At 65.1% G+C, this 16,290-nt stretch carries 17 protein-coding genes and 1 other RNA gene; 10 read left to right on the top strand and 8 right to left on the bottom strand.

What is annotated here, in order from left to right:
* Positions 1-39: 39 nt before the first annotated feature.
* Complete coding sequence (locus tag IVB50_RS32185) at positions 40-1,404, top strand: MFS transporter (protein ID WP_018453019.1); 1,365 nt, start codon at positions 40-42, stop codon at positions 1,402-1,404.
* Between the two features lie 139 nt (positions 1,405-1,543).
* Here the strand turns inward: IVB50_RS32185 and IVB50_RS32180 are convergent, their stop codons facing one another.
* The 5 genes from IVB50_RS32180 to ffs all read right to left on the bottom strand — a co-directional run bounded on the left by IVB50_RS32180 (position 1,544) and on the right by ffs (position 5,055).
* Complete coding sequence (locus IVB50_RS32180; protein ID WP_026232439.1) at positions 1,544-1,981, bottom strand: hypothetical protein; 438 nt, start codon at positions 1,979-1,981, stop codon at positions 1,544-1,546.
* Positions 1,982-2,007: 26 nt separating this feature from the next.
* A complete protein-coding gene (recR, locus tag IVB50_RS32175) occupies positions 2,008-2,610 on the bottom strand; it encodes a recombination mediator RecR (protein WP_018453017.1) in 603 nt (200 codons plus the stop codon).
* 1 nt (position 2,611) lies between these two features.
* Positions 2,612-2,941 carry a YbaB/EbfC family nucleoid-associated protein gene (locus tag IVB50_RS32170; RefSeq protein WP_007597704.1) on the bottom strand — a complete coding sequence of 110 codons (330 nt, stop codon included), beginning with the start codon at positions 2,939-2,941 and terminating at the stop codon, positions 2,612-2,614.
* 105 nt (positions 2,942-3,046) lie between these two features.
* The gene (locus IVB50_RS32165; RefSeq protein WP_018453016.1) at positions 3,047-4,864 is read right to left on the bottom strand and encodes a DNA polymerase III subunit gamma/tau; all 1,818 of its coding nucleotides are present in this window, start codon (positions 4,862-4,864) and stop codon (positions 3,047-3,049) included.
* Positions 4,865-4,958: 94 nt separating this feature from the next.
* Positions 4,959-5,055, bottom strand: an RNA gene (gene ffs, locus IVB50_RS32160) — signal recognition particle sRNA small type.
* 193 nt (positions 5,056-5,248) lie between these two features.
* Here ffs and IVB50_RS32155 point away from each other — a divergent pair.
* The 9 genes from IVB50_RS32155 to IVB50_RS32115 all read left to right on the top strand — a co-directional run bounded on the left by IVB50_RS32155 (position 5,249) and on the right by IVB50_RS32115 (position 12,737).
* On the top strand, positions 5,249-6,094 hold the full coding sequence (locus tag IVB50_RS32155) for a transporter substrate-binding domain-containing protein (RefSeq protein ID WP_018453015.1): 846 nt from the start codon (positions 5,249-5,251) through the stop codon (positions 6,092-6,094).
* 124 nt (positions 6,095-6,218) lie between these two features.
* Complete coding sequence (locus IVB50_RS32150) at positions 6,219-6,881, top strand: amino acid ABC transporter permease (protein ID WP_018453014.1); 663 nt, start codon at positions 6,219-6,221, stop codon at positions 6,879-6,881.
* Positions 6,878-7,675, top strand: a complete 798-nt coding sequence (locus IVB50_RS32145) for an amino acid ABC transporter ATP-binding protein (RefSeq protein WP_018453013.1) — start codon at positions 6,878-6,880, stop codon at positions 7,673-7,675. The genes IVB50_RS32150 and IVB50_RS32145 overlap by 4 nt, the downstream gene beginning before the upstream one ends.
* On the top strand, positions 7,675-8,430 hold the full coding sequence (locus tag IVB50_RS32140) for an SDR family oxidoreductase (protein WP_018453012.1): 756 nt from the start codon (positions 7,675-7,677) through the stop codon (positions 8,428-8,430). The genes IVB50_RS32145 and IVB50_RS32140 overlap by 1 nt, the downstream gene beginning before the upstream one ends.
* Entirely contained in the window at positions 8,427-9,554 is a 1,128-nt protein-coding gene (locus IVB50_RS32135; RefSeq protein WP_018453011.1) for a muconate cycloisomerase family protein, read from the top strand. Before IVB50_RS32140 ends, IVB50_RS32135 begins: the two co-directional genes overlap by 4 nt.
* A 275-nt stretch (positions 9,555-9,829) precedes the next feature.
* Complete coding sequence (locus IVB50_RS32130; RefSeq protein ID WP_018453010.1) at positions 9,830-10,249, top strand: HIT family protein; 420 nt, start codon at positions 9,830-9,832, stop codon at positions 10,247-10,249.
* Between the two features lie 11 nt (positions 10,250-10,260).
* Positions 10,261-11,199 carry an NAD(+) diphosphatase gene (nudC, locus tag IVB50_RS32125; RefSeq protein ID WP_018453009.1) on the top strand — a complete coding sequence of 313 codons (939 nt, stop codon included), beginning with the start codon at positions 10,261-10,263 and terminating at the stop codon, positions 11,197-11,199.
* A gap of 7 nt (positions 11,200-11,206) precedes the next feature.
* Positions 11,207-12,160: a sugar kinase gene (locus IVB50_RS32120; protein WP_018453008.1), complete on the top strand. Its 954-nt coding sequence runs from the start codon at positions 11,207-11,209 to the stop codon at positions 12,158-12,160.
* 67 nt (positions 12,161-12,227) lie between these two features.
* Positions 12,228-12,737 carry an Lrp/AsnC family transcriptional regulator gene (locus IVB50_RS32115; protein WP_018453007.1) on the top strand — a complete coding sequence of 170 codons (510 nt, stop codon included), beginning with the start codon at positions 12,228-12,230 and terminating at the stop codon, positions 12,735-12,737.
* 142 nt (positions 12,738-12,879) lie between these two features.
* Here IVB50_RS32115 and IVB50_RS32110 read toward each other — a convergent pair whose 3' ends face one another.
* From IVB50_RS32110 to IVB50_RS32100, 3 genes are all read right to left on the bottom strand, one after another.
* Complete coding sequence (locus tag IVB50_RS32110; RefSeq protein ID WP_018453006.1) at positions 12,880-14,379, bottom strand: phosphomannomutase/phosphoglucomutase; 1,500 nt, start codon at positions 14,377-14,379, stop codon at positions 12,880-12,882.
* A gap of 191 nt (positions 14,380-14,570) precedes the next feature.
* Positions 14,571-15,080: a TIGR02281 family clan AA aspartic protease gene (locus tag IVB50_RS32105; protein WP_247299213.1), complete on the bottom strand. Its 510-nt coding sequence runs from the start codon at positions 15,078-15,080 to the stop codon at positions 14,571-14,573.
* Positions 15,081-15,340: 260 nt separating this feature from the next.
* Positions 15,341-16,276, bottom strand: coding sequence for a transporter substrate-binding domain-containing protein (locus IVB50_RS32100; RefSeq protein ID WP_018453004.1), 936 nt, complete (start codon positions 16,274-16,276; stop codon positions 15,341-15,343).
* Positions 16,277-16,290 lie beyond the last annotated feature (14 nt).

Below are 16,290 nucleotides of genomic sequence, written 5' to 3'. Positions count from 1 at the left end.
ACCTCACTTGTGGCTCTCAGAATCTGCTAACACCACCCCATGACCGCACCCGACGCGACCTCCCCTGCCGGCCCCGGCACGGCCCCCACCTCCTGGCGTGACAGCCTTGCCGTTTACCTGCAGCCGCGGGTGCTGATCGTGCTGTTCCTCGGTTTCTCGTCCGGGCTGCCGCTGGCGCTGTCGGGCTCGACGCTGCTGGTGTGGATGCGGGAATCCGGCGTCGATCTCAAGACCATCGGGCTGTTTGCGCTGGTCGGCACGCCCTACACGCTGAAATTCCTTTGGGCGCCGCTGGTCGATGCGATGCATGTGCCGCTGTTCACGCGCGCCTTCGGGCGGCGCCGCGGCTGGCTGCTGTTCTCGCAATTGCTGCTGATCGCAGCGATCCTGCTGCTGGCGCTGACCGATCCCGCGCGCTCGCCGTTCTACGTCGCGCTCGGCGCATTGCTGGTGGCGACGGCCTCGTCGACGCAGGACATCGTGGTCGACGCCTTCCGCGTCGAGAGCCTGCCGGAGAGCGAGCAGGCCGCCGGCATGGCGTCCTATGTCGCGGCCTATCGCATCGGCATGCTGGTCTCGACCGCCGGCGCGCTGTTCATCGTCTCCGGCTTCGAGAGCACCGGCATCACCCGCACGTCCGCCTGGATGTGGGGCTATGTGGTGATGGCGGCGATGGTCCTGATCGGGACGATCACGGCGCTGGTCGCGACCGAGCCCGAGCAGTCATTGCGGGCGGAAGCCGCGACGCAGACGCAGACCGCGCTCGCGCGCGTGCTGCACGCGGCAATCGGCGCCTTCTCGGAATTCCTGACGCGCAAGGACGCGCTTGCGGCACTCGCCTTCGTCGTGCTGTTCAAGTTCACCGATGCCTTTTCCGGCACGATGACCGCGCCGTTCGTGATCGACCTCGGCTTCTCCCGCAACGACTATGCGGCGATCGTGAAGGGCGTGGGCCTTGCTGCGACTCTGATCGGCGGCTTTGCCGGCGGCTTCGTCGCGCGGCGCTATTCGCTTGCGACCAGCCTCTGGATCGGCGGCGTGGTGCAGGCGCTCGCGAACCTCTCCTTCTCCTGGCTGGCCTTCGTCGGCACCAGCCAATGGGCGCTCGCCTTCGCCATCACCTGTGAGAACTTCACCAGCGCCATCGGCACGGTGATCTTCGTCGCCTATCTTTCGGCGCTCTGCCAGAACCCGCTGCACACGGCGACGCAATATGCGCTGCTCACCGCGCTTGCCGCGGTGGGGCGGACCTATCTCTCGTCAGGCGCCGGCTTCGTGGCTGATACCACCGGCTGGCCGCTGTTCTTCGTGATCTGCATGCTGGTGGCGATCCCGAGCCTGGTGCTGCTGGCCTGGTTGCAGAAGCGCGGGCATTTTGATGCGCTGGGGCCGGTGCGGGTTTAGCGCAACGCCGTCATGGCCGGGCTTGTCCCGGCCATCCACGCCTTGCTACGCGGCGCCAAAAACGTGGATGCCCGGGACGAGCCCGGGCATGACGAAAAACAGATGCGCTTATATGTGTGGCGAGCAAACGGGGCGCCCCCTACTGCTTCTTGATCAGGCTCCATTTCGTGATCACGGCCTCGCTCATCTGGCCGGGATCGCTGGCGCAGGCGACTTCGTCGACCTTGACCGAGATCTCCTTGCCGGCAAACGTCTTCAGCTGCGCTGCCTGCGCGTCGCCGCTGGGAACGAGCTGGAAGGTTTCGGGTCCGGTCTCGAGATTGCACAGCCCGCTCGGCGGCGGCAGTCGGCGCGGCTCGGAGGTGATCTGGTAGGTCGCAACCCGCTTGCCGACGTTCTTGACGTCGCGCACTTTCATCGTGTTCAGCTCGCCCGACAGCACCTCCCCGGCATTGATCGGCTTGCCGGGCTTCGACGGCGGCGGAGCCCCGTCGTCCTGTTGCGCGGAGATGGCCGGCGTCGCCAGCATCGTCAGCGTCGCGACCAAAGCCCATCGTGTGGCGAAAAGTTTCGTCATGTCGTCCGTTCCGTAAGTCTGGATGGCTAGAACAGGGTGCGCTGCCGCATCGCGGCCGATAGCGTACCTTCATCGAGATAATCAAGCTCGCCGCCGACCGGCACACCATGGGCGAGCCGGGTTACTTTTACGTTGGCGTCCTGAAGCAGGTCGGTGATGTAATGTGCCGTGGTCTGGCCGTCGACGGTGGCATTCAGCGCCAGGATGACCTCATGCACCTGTGCCTCATGCGCGCGCGCGACCAGCGCCTCGATGGTGAGGTCCTGCGGGCCGACGCCGTCGAGCGGCGACAATGTCGCACCCAGCACGTGATAGCGCCCTTGAGTGGCATTGGCCCGTTCCAGCGCCCAGAGATCGGCAACGTCGGCGACGACGACGATGATCGAGGGGTCGCGCCTCGGATCGGTGCAGACCGTGCAGGGACTTTGCGTGTCGATGTTGCCGCAGGTCTTGCAGACCTGGACCTTCTCGAGCGCGACCTGCATGGCCGAGGACAGCGGTATCATCAGCGCTTCGCGCTTCTTGATCAGATGCAACGCGGCGCGCCGCGCCGAGCGCGGACCGAGGCCCGGCAGCCGCGCGAGAAGCTGGACCAGCCGCTCGATTTCAGGACCCGCAACAGCGCCCATCCTACTGGCCGAACAGCCCCGACAGCCCCGGCGGCAGACCGAGCCCGCCGGTGAGCGACTGCATCTTCTCCTGCATGGCGGCTTCCGCCTTGCGGCGGGCCTCGCCGAAGGCGGTGACGAGCAGATCCTCGAGCACCTCGCGCTCTTCCGCCTTCATCAGCGAAGGATCGATCTTGACGCCCTTGACGTCCATCTTCGCGGTCATGCGCACGGCGACGAGACCGCCGCCGGAGATGCCCTCGACCTCGACGTTGGCGAGCTGGTCCTGCATCTCCTGCATCTTGGATTGCAGCTGCTGCGCCTGCTTCATCATGCCGAAAATATCGACCATCGGTGCTGTCCTTGGTTGGCGCGATGACTCATCGTCGCGCCTTCGCTGATTGTTTTGAGCGTGATCCAGTCGGAAAAGCGCTGCACGCTTTTTCCGGATCATGCTCTAGAGATCGTCGCCGTCGGAACCGTCGGGCGGATCGTCACTGCCATAGTCGGCGTTAATATCGGATTCCGGCGCCTCGGGGGCAAGCCTGCGGACCTCGACGACCTTCGCACCCGGAAACCGCGACAGCACCTCGCGCACGCGCGGATCGGCCTCGGCGGTGCGCGCATGTTCCTGCTTGGCCGCCTGGCTTACCGAGCGCAGCGTCGGCTGGCCCGGCTCGTTGGAGACGATCACGGTCCAGCGGCGCCCGGTCCAGAGCTCGAATTTTCGCGCGAGATCGGAAATCATGGTCTTGGAGGCGTTCGGCTCGAGCGCGACTTCCAGCCGGCCCTCCTCGAAACGAACGAGGCGCATGTCGCCTTCGAGCGCGCCCTTGGTCAGGAGGTCGCGCTTCTGCCCGGCCAGGGCAACGAGCTGGGTGAAGCTCGTGACGCGCAACACGGGCGTGGCAGCTTGCGGATCCGGCGCGGGTGTTGCCATCTGCGGACGAGCACCACCGCCGCCGAACGAGGACGGTGACGAATTCGGCATGCGAACGGGAGCCGCGGACGCCACCGGCCCGGCCGGCGCGTTGCGCGCGGCACTGCCGCCGCTCACGACCGGCGAACCACCGCCGTTCTGCTCCAGCATCTTGATCGCTTCGTCAGGCGTCGGCAGGTCGGCGACATAGGCGATGCGCACCAGCACCATCTCGGCGGCTGCGGCGGGCCGCGTCGCGGCCTGCACCTCGGTGATGCCCTTGAGCAGCATCTGCCACATCCGCGACAGCACGCGCATCGAGATCTTCGAGGCGAAATCCCGCGCGCGCACGCGCTCGGTCTCGCCATAGGCGACGTTGTCGGCGGTCGCCGGCACGATCTTCACGCGGGTGACGAAATTGACGAATTCGGCGAGATCCGAGAGCACGACGATCGGATCGGCGCCGACGTCGTACTGGTCGCGGAACTCCCTAAACGCGGACGCGATGTCGCCACGCGCCAGAGAATCGAAAAGATCGATGACACGGGTGCGGTCGGCGAGCCCCAGCATCTGCCTGACGGCATCGGCCTTCACGGTGCCTGCCGCATGCGCGATCGCCTGATCGAGCAGCGAGAGCGAATCGCGCACCGAGCCTTCCGCGGCGCGTGCGATGATACCTAGTGCTTCGGGCTCGATCTCGACGTTTTCCTTGGCCGCGATGTTGGCCAGATGCTTCATCAGCACGTCGGCCTCGACGCGGCGCAGGTCAAAACGCTGGCAGCGCGACAGCACCGTGACCGGAACCTTGCGGATCTCGGTCGTTGCGAACACGAACTTGGCGTGCTCCGGCGGTTCCTCCAGCGTCTTCAGGAAGGCGTTGAACGCCGCCGTCGACAGCATGTGGACTTCGTCGATGATGTAGACCTTGTAGCGGGCGCTGGCCGGCGCGTAGCGGACGCTGTCATTGATCTGACGGACGTCGTCCACGCCGGTGTGCGAGGCCGCGTCCATCTCCAGCACGTCCATGTGCCGGCTTTCCATGATGGCCTGGCAATGCACGCCGAGCGTCGGCATCTGGACCGTCGGGCCCTTCACCGAGCCATCCGGCATCTCGTAGTTGAGCGCGCGGGCAAGGATGCGCGCAGTGGTGGTCTTGCCGACCCCGCGGACGCCGGTGAGAATCCAGGCCTGCGGAATGCGACCGGTCTCGAACGCATTTGAGACGGTGCGGACCACGGCTTCCTGGCCGATCAGATCGTCGAACGAGGAAGGACGGTATTTCCGCGCCAGCACCCGGTAGGGCGTGCTGGCCCGGCCGGCGCTGTCAGGGTTGGGAGGGGCGCCAGCGTCGGTCATCGGTCGATCCGCAATGAAGTGTCTTTCGGCCGGCTTTGCGGAAAGGAGCGCGCTGGCGGCCCGAGCCGCCGGCGCAATTCGCTCGGAAAAACAGGTAGGAGACTGACGAGCGACCCGATCCGGACCTCGTTAGGGCTGCTTCCTTCCGGACCTGACCCGGTTGGCGAGTGGCTCGTCCACCGCCAATCTCCCGGCCCCTATTTGGGGCCAAAAGGACCGGAAAGCAAGCGGGTATCGGCTTGAACAGGCGCGGCTTCATGGTGGCTTGCCCAGCATCCGGGCAATTCCTGGTCTGCCCAGCCGATAGGCTGTGCTTTCACTGCCGGAGGCGCCTTGGTAAGAACGCTGCCGGAACTTCTTCCAACAGAAAAGCGATTGATCCCAATGGTTACACGTCGTGATGTTGCATCGATTGTCGGACTTGGCGCGATTGGCGCGGCGACGCTGGCCTCCCCTGCCGTGGCGCAGACCGCCGATACCAACGAATCGACCTTCGCCCGCATCCGCCGCACCAAGAAGATGCGGATCGGCGCGGTCGGCGGCGGCGCGCCCTATTACATGAAGGATCTTTCGACCGGCCAGTGGAAAGGCTTTTACGTCGACATCGCCAAGGCGCTCGCCGAGGACATGGAGGCCGAGCTCGAGATCACCGAGACCACCTGGGGCAATTCGGTGCTCGACCTGCAGTCCAACAAGATCGACATCTTCTTCGGCCTCAACCCGACCCCGAAGCGCGCGCTGGTGGTCGACTTCTCGGTGCCGGTCTTCAACAACGCCTTCGGCATCCTCTGCAAGAAGGACTTCAAGCCGAAGAGCTGGGCCGAGCTGAACTCGCCCGACATCAAGATCGCGGTCGACCAGGGCTCCTCGCACGACCAAGTCGTGAGCCGCCTGACGCCGAAGGCGCAGATCTCGCGGCTGAAGACCGCCGACGACGCTACCGCCGCGCTCCAGACCGGCCGCGTCGACGCGCAGTGCCTGATCACCATGCTGTCGCTCACGGTGCTGAAGAAAAATCCCTCGCTGGGCCAGTTCGTGCTGCCGACGCCGATCTTTGCTACCACGTCGAACGCCGGCTTCCGCCGCGAGACCGACAAGACCTGGCGCGACTACGTCAACACCTGGATCGACTTCAACAAAGGCCTCGGCTTCATTCGCAACGCCATCATCACCAACATGGAGCTGGTGGGCGTGACCGAGGCGGACATTCCGCCGGGCGTTTCGCTGTAGTCTTCCACTGTCATTCCGGGGCGCCCAAAGGGCGAACCCGGAATCTCGAGATTCCGGGCTCGATGCTTCGCATCGCCCCGGACGACAATGCCGGCGGTCAAGGCGTTCGACGAGTAACACACGCATGTATCAGTGGGACTTCGGCATCCTCTGGAGCTATCGCTGGCTCTTTCTCAACGGGCTCGGCGTCACCGTAGGCTTCACCGTGGTCATCGTCGTGCTTGGCCTCGTCTTCGGCCTGTTCGGCGCGTTCGGCACCCTGTCGCGCTTTCGCGCGGTGCGCCTGCTCGCGCTCACCTTCATCGAGGCGTTCCGCTGCACGCCGATCCTGGTGCAGCTGATCTGGTTCTATTACGCGCTGCCGATCCTGGCGGGTGTCGAGATGACCCCAATCACGGCGTCGGCGCTGGCGCTGTCGCTCTATGGCGGCTCGTTCTATTCGGAGATCATCCGCGGCGGCATCATCTCGATCGACCGCGGCCAGTCCGAAGCCGGTGCCGCGCTCGGTATGACCCCGGGACAGAGCATGCGGCGCATCGTGCTGCCGCAGGCGATCAAGCGCATGATCCCGGCGCTGATGAACCAGTCGATCATCCAGTTCAAGAACACCTCGCTGGTCTCGGTGCTGGCGGTGCCTGATCTGGTCTATCAGAGCCAGGTCGCCGCCCATGACAGCTACCGTCCGCTGGAAACCTACACCGCCGTCGCGGTCGCCTATGCGGCGATCCTGATCCCCCTGACCATCATGGTCCGGCGCGGCGAGAAGCGACTGGCGGTCGGCGAATGAGCGACACCTCTTCCAAGATCGAGATCCGGGCGCTGCGCAAAAGCTTTGGCAGCAACGAGGTTTTGAAGAGCATCAGCCTGGATGTCGCGAAGGGCGGCGTCGTGGCGCTGATCGGCCCGTCCGGCTCCGGCAAGTCGACGCTGCTCCGCTGCATCAACCTCCTGGTGACGCCCGACGGCGGCAGCGTTCGCGTCGGCGACACCCGCTTTTCGTTCGGCGAGGGTACGAAGCTCCCCGATGTGAAGACGCTGGCCAAATTCCGTACCACCACCGGCATGGTGTTCCAGCATTTCAATCTGTTCCCGCACATGACGACGCTGCAGAACGTGATGGAGGGACCGGTCACGGTGCGGCGCATGGCCAAGGCGGACGCCGAGAAGCTGGCGCGGGCCCAACTCACGAAGGTGGGCCTTGCAGAGAAGGCCGACCAATATCCGGCAACGCTCTCCGGCGGACAGAAGCAGCGCGTCGCGATTGCGCGGGCGCTCGCCATGGAGCCGGACGTGATGCTGTTCGACGAGGTCACCTCCGCGCTCGATCCCGAGCTTGTCGGCGAGGTCTTGAACGTCATGCAGCAGCTGGCGTCGGAGGGCATGACCATGGTGATCGTCACCCACGAGATCGCCTTTGCCCGCGAAGTCGCCGACCGTCTGATCTTCATGCGCGACGGCGTCGTGGTCGAGGAAGGCCCGGCGCGACAGGTGATCGACAATCCGCAGGAAGGAGCGACGCGCGCGTTCCTCAGCCATTTCCACCGCACCGGCGCGCTGCCGCCGGTTACAACGGCATCGTGATGTCCGAAATCGATCGCGTCTATCTTGTCACCGGCGCCGCCAGCGGCATCGGCCGCGCCACCGCAAAACTGCTCGCGGGGCCCGGCACTGCGCTGCTGCTGCACACGCGCTCCAACGCAGCCGGCCTCGACGCCACGGCGGCGGAAGCCGAAGCGCAAGGCGCGATCGTCGCAAAATGCCTCGGCGATCTCGCCGAGGAGACCGCGGCCACCGACACCGTCGCCGCTACGCAACGTGCCTTCGGCCGGCTCGACGGATTGATCCTGATCGGCGGCCATGCCCGGCGCGGCAGCGCCATCGGTACGCCGGCGGATCAGTTCCGCAAGGCAATGGACGAGTCGGCGCTGGCGTTCACACGGTTGGTGGACGCCGCGCTGCCGCTGCTGCGTGCAGGGCGAGATTCGCGGATCGTGGCGGTGTCGTCGTTCGTCGCTCACGCGATCCGGCCGGAGTTCGCGCCCTTTGCAGCGACGGCCGCGAGCCGCTCCGCGCTCGAAGCGCTGGTGCGGCTCACCGCAGTCGAGCTCGCCAGGGAGGGCATCACCGTCAACGCCGTCGCGCCGGGCCTGATCGTCAAGGACAAGCCCAGCGAAAGCCGGCTTACACCCGAGCAGATCGCCGCGACCGAGACGCTGATCCCGATGGGCCGCCGCGGGCGACCGGAGGAAGTCGCCGAGATCATCGCCTTCCTGGCATCCCCAAAAGCATCCTACGTCACCGGCCAGGTCTGGCACGTCAATGGAGGCCTGACATGACCGAAGCCACCATCGAACGTCTCAGGCTGTTCCTGATCGAGAGCCCGATCAAGATGGCGCGCCTCCAGGGCGTCGGCAACGTCAAGGGTACGGTGAAGCGCGTGCTGCTGGAGCTCACGTCGAGCGACGGCGTGATCGGCTGGGGCGAGGCGGCACCATGGGAAGTGTTCACGGGAACGCCGGAAGCGGCGTTCGCCGCGCTCGACATCTATTTGCGGCCAATCGTGCTCGGCAAGTCGGTGCGCCGCATCCGCGCGCTGATGGCCGAGCTCGATCGTGCGCTGGTCGGACATGCCGAAGCCAAGGTCGCGATCGAGATGGCGCTGCTCGACATCGTCGGCAAGTCGTCGGGACTTTCGGTCGCCGACCTGCTCGGCGGGCGCGTACGCGACACGATCCCGCTGTCGTTCTCGATCGCCGATCCGGATTTCGCCGCCGATCTCGAACGCATGCGGAAGATGGTTCCGGACGGCAATTTGATCTACAAGGTCAAGACCGGCGTGAAGCCGCATCGCGAGGATCTCGATCATCTCGCGGCGATCCGGAAAGAATTCGGCGACAAGGTCGATCTACGCGTCGATTACAACCAGGCGCTGGCGCCGTTCGGCGCCATCAAAATCCTGCGCGATATCGAGCAGTTTGCGCCGACCTTCATCGAGCAGCCGGTGCCGCGCAAATTTCTCGACGTGATGGCGCAGCTCACCGCGGCGCTGGAAACGCCGGTGCTCGCCGACGAAAGCTGTTTCGACCGCCGCGACATGATGGAGGTGGTGCGCCGCGAGGCGGCAGATGCCGTCTCGATCAAGCTGATGAAGGCCGGCGGCCTGTTCGAGGCGCAGGCGATCATGGCGATCGCTGACATCGCGGGCCTGCCCGGCTATGGCGGCACGCTGTGGGAGGGCGGCATCGGGCTTGCCGCCGGCACGCAGCTGATCGCCGCGACGCCGGGCATCTCGCTCGGCTGCGAATTCTACATGCCGCATCATGTGCTGACCGAGGACGTGCTGGAAGAGCGCGTCGCCAATCGCGGCGGCCACGTCGTGGTGCCGGACGGTGCCGGCCTCGGCATCCGCGTCAGCGAAGCCTCGGTCCGCGCCAATGCGCGGGTGTTGGCGGAGGGGTAAAGGCACGCCCCCACCGTCGTCCTGGCGAAAGCCAGGACCCATTGCCCCAAAGAGAAGTTGCGGCACGAGGTCGGTAACCCCGAATCTTCGCCAAACCCAATCCGATGGTAATGGGTCCTGGATCGGCGCTGCGCTTGTCCAGGACGACGATCGCGTATGCCGCCTCTGCGGAGCGCCATCCTTCCCCAATCAGATTCCGTATCGTATGGTCGCAGCAAATATTCAGGGGTTCCGCCCCGCCATGCCCGATCCCATCGGGCCATCCGGAAACCTTTATGTCCGAACCCGCCTGGTCGCTGCACTCCCGCCTGAAAGAGGACACTATCGACATCGGCGATTTGCCGCTGTGCAAGGTCTTGGTCATCAAGGACGCGCATTATCCCTGGCTGCTGCTGGTGCCGCGACGCGCCGACGCGGTGGAGATCATCGACCTCGACGAGGTGCAGCAGGCGCAATTGATGACGGAGATCTCCCGCGTCTCGCGCGCGCTGAAGGAGATCACCCAATGCGACAAGCTCAACATCGCGGCACTCGGTAACCTCGTGCCGCAGCTTCACGTCCACATCATCGCGCGCCGCACCAGTGACGCCGCCTGGCCGCGGCCGGTCTGGGGCGTGATGCAGCCCTTGGCGCACGACGCCACCGAGGTGCAGAGTTTCATCAGCGCGCTTCGCCGCAAGATCTGGTTGGGTTGAAAGAACAAGAAATGTCAGCATTCGACTCGTTTCCACTGGGACAACCCGCCTTCGTCACCAACATTCTCGACCGCGCCGCGCATCTGCGCCGCGACGACGAAAAGCTGTTCGCGATGGAGCAGAAGCCGTCGTCGCGCGCCTATGTGGTCTATCGCGACTCACTGCTGGTGAAGCGCGAGGGCGACAAAGTGCGCGCGCTGCTCGGAATCGACGAGGCGTTGAAATGCGGCGCCAATCCCGGCACGATCTTCTTAGGCTTGCGCGGCGGCGCCGCGATGTTCGGGATGGGCCTGTCGCAGGCCGCGTCCGAGAAGCTGATCGGGCGCGAGGACTACGCCCTCAGCGAGCTGCGCGGCATGGCGATGCAGGGCGCGGTGCCGCCGCAGGAGCTGTCGGCGATCGCGATGGCGAAGTCGATGGTGAGCTGGCATCAGCGCCACGGCTATTGCGCCAATTGCGGCACGCGTACCGCGATGAAGGAAGGCGGCTGGAAGCGGGAGTGCCCGAGTTGCAAGGCCGAGCATTTCCCGCGCACCGACCCTGTCGTGATCATGCACGTCGCCGCCGGCGACAAATGCCTGCTCGGCCGCCAGAAGCAGTTTCCGCCGGGCATGTATTCCTGCCTCGCCGGCTTCGTCGAGGCCGCCGAAACCATCGAGGACGCGGTGCGCCGCGAGATTTTCGAAGAATCCGGCATTCGCTGCACCGAGGTGCAATATTACATGACCCAGCCCTGGCCCTATCCGTCGTCGCTGATGATCGGGTGCAGCGCGCGGGCGGTGAGCGAGGACATCGTCGTCGATCACTCCGAGTTGGAGGATGCGCGCTGGTTCACGCGCGAGGAGGCGGCCTTGATGCTGACGCGGACGCATCCTGACGGGCTCGCCGGCCCGCATCCGTTTGCGATTGCGCATCACCTGCTCGGCCGCTGGGTGCACGACAAGAGCTGAGACGGAGATGGCTGCACCAGGGATCGCGCCGCGCATCCTCTGCATCGGCATTCCCGTGCGCGACCTGACCTTTCGTGTCGAAACCGTGCCCGCGCGCGGCAGCAAGGCGAATGCCAGGCATCTCGCGGAGATTTGCGGCGGCAACGCACTCAATGCCGCGATCGCTATCGCTCGGCTTGGTGGCCGCGTCGCGTTCGCAGGTCCGATGGGCGATGCGCAGGAGACGTCGAGCGGCTTCATTCTCGACCGCATGACATCCGAAAATATCGACACAAGCCATATCGTGCGCATACCTGATGCGAGCACGCCCGTCTCTGCCATCATCATTGACGCGACGGGCGAGCGAACGCTCACGATCTATCGCGATCCGGCCCTGTGGACAGTCGAGCTGCCCGACGCCGACAAGCTGCTCGCCGATTGCCGGGCGGTTCTCGTCGAAAGCCGCTGCGCCGCGTTCGCAACTTCGCTCTGCACCGAGGCACGCCGGCGCGGCATTGCCGTCATCGTCGGCGTCGACCGCGCGATGTCGTTGCAGGACAGCCTGCTCACGGCCGCCTCACATCTGCTGTTCGCCAGTGACCAGTTGCAGGAGACAGCCGGCATCCCCGATGACGGCGCGGCATTGAAGCGCCTGGCCGCGCTCACGCCCGCCTTCCTCGCCGCCACCCGCGGTCCGTATGGCACGATCTGGCTGAACGAGACCGGCGCATTGGAGCAGACGCCGGCCTTCCCGGTTCAGGCCGTCGATACGCTCGGCGCCGGCGACGTCTTCCATGGCGCCTTCACGCTTCGCTTCGCCGAAGGTGGCGGCGTGCGGCAGGCGCTGCGATTCGCCGCGGCCGCCGCGGCGCTGAAATGCACCCGTCCTGGTGGCGGCCTGGCCGCCCCGCAACGCGTTGAAGTTGAAGAGCTTTTGAGCACGTCGCCGGCGGCGACGTTGGAGCGGGCGCCAAGATTATAGACTTGCTATAGAAAGATTTTCTCTATATCAGGGAAAACGTCCCTTGAAATGGAACAAAGTTCTTCAAATGACCGATCTCGCCGTCCCACTCCCCGAGACCAGCCGCCGCCTCGACGCCATCGACCGCAAGATTCTGATGGTGCTGCAGGACGATGCCTCCCTCTCCGTCGCCGAGATTGGCGACCGCGTCGGCCTGTCCTCGACCCCCTGCTGGAAGCGCATCCAGCGCTTGGAGGCCGACGGCGTGATTACCAAGCGGGTGGCGCTGGTCGACCAGAACAAGATCGGGCTCGGCATCTCCGTGTTCGTGTCGGTCGAGAGCTCCGACCATTCCGACGCCTGGCTCAAGAGGTTCGCCGACGCCGTCAGCGCCATGCCTGAGGTGATGGAGTTCTATCGCATGGCCGGCGACGTCGATTACATGCTGCGCGTCGTCGTCGCGGACATGCAGGCCTATGACGTGTTCTACAAGAAACTGATCAGCGCCGTGCCGCTGAAGAACGTCACCTCGCGCTTCGCGATGGAGAAGATCAAGTCGGTCACCGCGCTGCCGATCCCGGCTGTGGTTGCGGCTTAAGGCTCACCACACGCAAACTGTCATCGCCCGGCTTGACCGGGCGATCCAGTATTCCAGAGACGATGATGGGGTTCGGATAAGCCGCGTACTGGATGCCCCGGTCAAGCCGGGGCATGACAGCAGGTGAGACTAGCCTCGCGCCTCAAATCTTCTGATTGTACTCGCCGACTTCGGGATGGGTGCGCAGCACGCTGTTCACCATCTCGAACATGTCGTGCATGCGCTGCTCGGAGACCGGGCTCTCGACCACGACAACGAGCTCGGGCTTGTTGGAGGAGGCACGCACCAGGCCCCAGCTGCCGTCCTCGACCGTGACGCGGACGCCGTTGACGGTGACGAGATCGCGGATCGACTGGCCGCCGATCTTGGCGCCCTTGGCCTGCAAGGCCTCGAAGTGCTTCACCACCTTGTCGATGACGCCGTATTTGGTCTCGTCGGCGCAATGCGGCGACATCGTCGGCGACGACCAGGTCTTCGGCAGCGCGTTCTTGAGATCGGCCATCGACTTGCCGGGGGCGCGGTCAAGCATATCGCAGATCGCCAGCGCCGAGACGAGACCGTCGTCATAGCCGCGTCCATACGGCTTGTTGAAGAAGAAGTGGCCGGACTTCTCGAAGCCGGCGAGCGCACCCGTCTCATGGGTGCGGCGCTTCATGTAGGAATGGCCGGTCTTCCAGTAGGTGGTTTTTGCACCCTGCTTCTGCAGCACCGGATCGGTGATGAACAGGCCGGTCGACTTCACGTCGACGATGAACTGCGCGTCCTTGTGGATCGCGGACATGTCGCGCGCCAGCATCACGCCGACCTTGTCGGCAAAGATCTCCTCGCCGGTGTTGTCGACGACGCCGCAGCGATCGCCGTCGCCGTCGAAGCCGAGACCCACATCGGCCTTGTGCTGCAGCACCGCGTCGCGGATCGCGTGCAGCATCTCCATGTCTTCGGGGTTCGGATTGTATTTCGGGAAGGTGTGGTCGAGCTCGGTGTCGAGCGGGATCACCTCGCAGCCGATCGCCTCCAGCACCTGCGGCGCGAATGCGCCGGCGGTACCGTTGCCGCAGGCCGCGACAACCTTGAGCTTGCGCTTGAGCTTCGGGCGGCTGGTGAGATCGGCGATGTAGCGCGCCGGATAATTCTCGTGGAATTGATAGGAGCCGCCGGCCTTGTTCTTGAACTCGGCGCCCAGCACGATCTCCTTCAGCCGCGTCATCTCGTCGGGACCGAAGGTCAGCGGGCGGTTGGCGCCCATCTTCACGCCGGTCCAGCCATTGTCGTTGTGCGAGGCCGTGACCATGGCGCAGCAGGGCACGTCGAGGTCGAACTGCGCGAAATAGGCCATCGGCGTCACCGCGAGCCCGATGTCGTGCACCTTGCAGCCTGCTGCCATCAGGCCGGAGATCAGCGCATATTTGATCGAGGCCGAATAGCCGCGGAAATCATGACCGGTGACGATCTCCTGGCTGACGCCGAGTTCTGCGATCAGCGCGCCCAGCCCCATGCCGAGCGCCTGGATTCCCATCAGGTTGATTTCCTTCTGGAACAGCCAGCGCGCGTCGTATTCGCGAAAGCCCGTGGCCTTCACCATCGGCTCGGATTCGAAGGCATAGGTGTTGGGCAGCAACACGGATTTCGGCTTGGGGAACATTGAGACGGTCTCGTGAAAAAAGAGCCAGGATTTGATGCAGCCTTAGCGAATGCCGGGCTGCAGCGGAAGGCGGGAATGGCAGCTTATGGATGATAATTGCGGCAGTTTGGTAACGGGGAAATCTGTCCGCGAGAGCGATCGAAATAGAGATTTTCTTGAAATATGTGTCGCCGTCGCCTTTGGGAGGACCTTTACTGCTCCAGCACCATCTGACCGTTGGCGTATTCGAAGCGCCTGAGGCGGGAGAGGAAGGAGAGACCGAGCAGGTTCTCGGACAGTGCTTCGTCGGGCAGCACCATGGCATCGACGTCGCGCACGATTAGGCCGCCGACATCGAGCATGGCGATGCGAGTGCGCGCGGCCTTGATGGTGCCGTTGGCGGTGGAGACGGTGGCGTTGTAATCGCTGCGCGAGGGACGCAGGCCGAAGCGGACGGCCGAGGTCTCGTTCAGCGCGACCACGGAGGCGCCGGTGTCGACCATGAAGCCGATGCGCTGGCCTTCGATCCGGCCCTCGGTTTGGAAGTGGCCGCGGCCGTCGCGGGGGATGTTGAGGCTGCGGCCGCCGGCCGCCGCGGTGGACGCGACTGCGACCGTACGCGGCACCGACGTCGCCGAGGCGGAGCTCATCCTGTCCGCCATCTGCGCCATGAAGGTGCCGAGGCCGATCATGATCGCCGCGAAGATCATTATGTTACGCATCACACCACTCGAAGCCGAAGCTCGATTTCACCACGCGGAAGGCCGCTCCGCGAGCGACGCTGCGGCCAGAGCGGTGCTATTTTGACGAAAAGGATGAGCGGACGGTTAATGCGCCGGTGTCGCGGATACGACATATCCTCATCCTGAGGTGCCCGCGAAGCGCGGGTCTCGAAGGGCCCGGCCACCAGCGGGGCCGTCATCCTTCGAGACGCTTGCTACGCAAGCTCGTCAGGATGAGGAATTGGCAACGGCGCCTGGGACTAGAACGGGCTCACCGAGAAATACCGCAGCCACAGATCGGTGTAGCGGCCCTTCTCCCAGACGCGGAACATCGCCCAGTTCAGGGCCTGGCGCAGCACGTCGTTGCCCTTGCGTACGGCGATGCCAATGCCCTCGCCGAAGAAACGGCTCTCGACGAAGGGGCCGCCGGAGAAGGCGCAGCAATCGCCGGAATCCGTGCCGTTGATCCAGAACGCGAGCGCGATGGCGTCGCCGAAGATGAAATCGACCTCGCCCTTGCGCAAGGCGCCGCGCATAGCGTCGTCGTTGGGATAAGGGTGCAGCTCGGCGTCGGTGAACAGGGCCTTGAGATAGGCCTCATGCGCGGAGCCGGCGATGACGCCGACCTTCTTGCCTTCGAGATATTCGGGCCGGATCTCCGGCATCACCGCGTCCTTGCGCGAAGCAAAGCGCGCAGGCACGCGGTAATAGGGATCGGTGAAGTCGACCCGGGCGCGGAGCTGCGGACTCACCGCCATCGAGGCGATGATGGCATCGCCCCGGTTGGAGGCGAGCGCATCGACCAGCGTCTCGAAGCGCCGCATCTGCACCGTGCAAGTGACCTTGATCTCCTCGCACAGCGCGCGCGCGAAGTCGACGTTGAAGCCGGCCGGATTACCGTCGGCGCCGGTGTAGTTGAACGGCGGATAGTCGGTCTCGGTCAGGAAACGGATCACGGTCAGGCGCGACAGGTCCGGCCGCTCCGGCCGCCGCCGCGGGTCCCAGAAACCCGGCACCGCCTGCGGGGCGGCTTGCGGCGCGACCTGAGGTGAGGCTTGCGGCGCCGTTGGGGGCTGCTTGGCCGGGGCCTGCGCCTGCGCGGACGGCGCAGCAGCGAGCGCGCAGACGCCGACGATCAGCCCGGTCAGCAAGCCACGGGCGGATTTGGACGATTTCGCCTGTTGCGATGGAGCCATCGGCTGAAATGAAC

The organism is Bradyrhizobium sp. 87, assembly GCF_023073015.1.
Classification (GTDB): Bacteria; Pseudomonadota; Alphaproteobacteria; order Rhizobiales; family Xanthobacteraceae; genus Bradyrhizobium; species Bradyrhizobium canariense_D.
This window is presented reverse-complemented; position numbering and strand designations above follow the sequence as displayed.

Coding starts and splice junctions, on each gene's coding strand:
- IVB50_RS32105 (WP_247299213.1), bottom strand. CDS start 15,080: ATGCGTAACATAATGATCTTCGCGGCGATCATGATCGGCCTCGGCACC.
- IVB50_RS32140 (WP_018453012.1), top strand. CDS start 7,675: ATGTCCGAAATCGATCGCGTCTATCTTGTCACCGGCGCCGCCAGCGGC.
- IVB50_RS32130 (WP_018453010.1), top strand. CDS start 9,830: ATGTCCGAACCCGCCTGGTCGCTGCACTCCCGCCTGAAAGAGGACACT.
- IVB50_RS32135 (WP_018453011.1), top strand. CDS start 8,427: ATGACCGAAGCCACCATCGAACGTCTCAGGCTGTTCCTGATCGAGAGC.
- IVB50_RS32170 (WP_007597704.1), bottom strand. CDS start 2,941: ATGGTCGATATTTTCGGCATGATGAAGCAGGCGCAGCAGCTGCAATCC.
- IVB50_RS32145 (WP_018453013.1), top strand. CDS start 6,878: ATGAGCGACACCTCTTCCAAGATCGAGATCCGGGCGCTGCGCAAAAGC.
- IVB50_RS32120 (WP_018453008.1), top strand. CDS start 11,207: ATGGCTGCACCAGGGATCGCGCCGCGCATCCTCTGCATCGGCATTCCC.
- recR (WP_018453017.1), bottom strand. CDS start 2,610: ATGGGCGCTGTTGCGGGTCCTGAAATCGAGCGGCTGGTCCAGCTTCTC.
- IVB50_RS32155 (WP_018453015.1), top strand. CDS start 5,249: ATGGTTACACGTCGTGATGTTGCATCGATTGTCGGACTTGGCGCGATT.
- IVB50_RS32185 (WP_018453019.1), top strand. CDS start 40: ATGACCGCACCCGACGCGACCTCCCCTGCCGGCCCCGGCACGGCCCCC.
- IVB50_RS32180 (WP_026232439.1), bottom strand. CDS start 1,981: ATGACGAAACTTTTCGCCACACGATGGGCTTTGGTCGCGACGCTGACG.
- IVB50_RS32100 (WP_018453004.1), bottom strand. CDS start 16,276: ATGGCTCCATCGCAACAGGCGAAATCGTCCAAATCCGCCCGTGGCTTG.
- IVB50_RS32115 (WP_018453007.1), top strand. CDS start 12,228: ATGACCGATCTCGCCGTCCCACTCCCCGAGACCAGCCGCCGCCTCGAC.
- IVB50_RS32150 (WP_018453014.1), top strand. CDS start 6,219: ATGTATCAGTGGGACTTCGGCATCCTCTGGAGCTATCGCTGGCTCTTT.
- IVB50_RS32110 (WP_018453006.1), bottom strand. CDS start 14,379: ATGTTCCCCAAGCCGAAATCCGTGTTGCTGCCCAACACCTATGCCTTC.
- nudC (WP_018453009.1), top strand. CDS start 10,261: ATGTCAGCATTCGACTCGTTTCCACTGGGACAACCCGCCTTCGTCACC.
- IVB50_RS32165 (WP_018453016.1), bottom strand. CDS start 4,864: ATGACCGACGCTGGCGCCCCTCCCAACCCTGACAGCGCCGGCCGGGCC.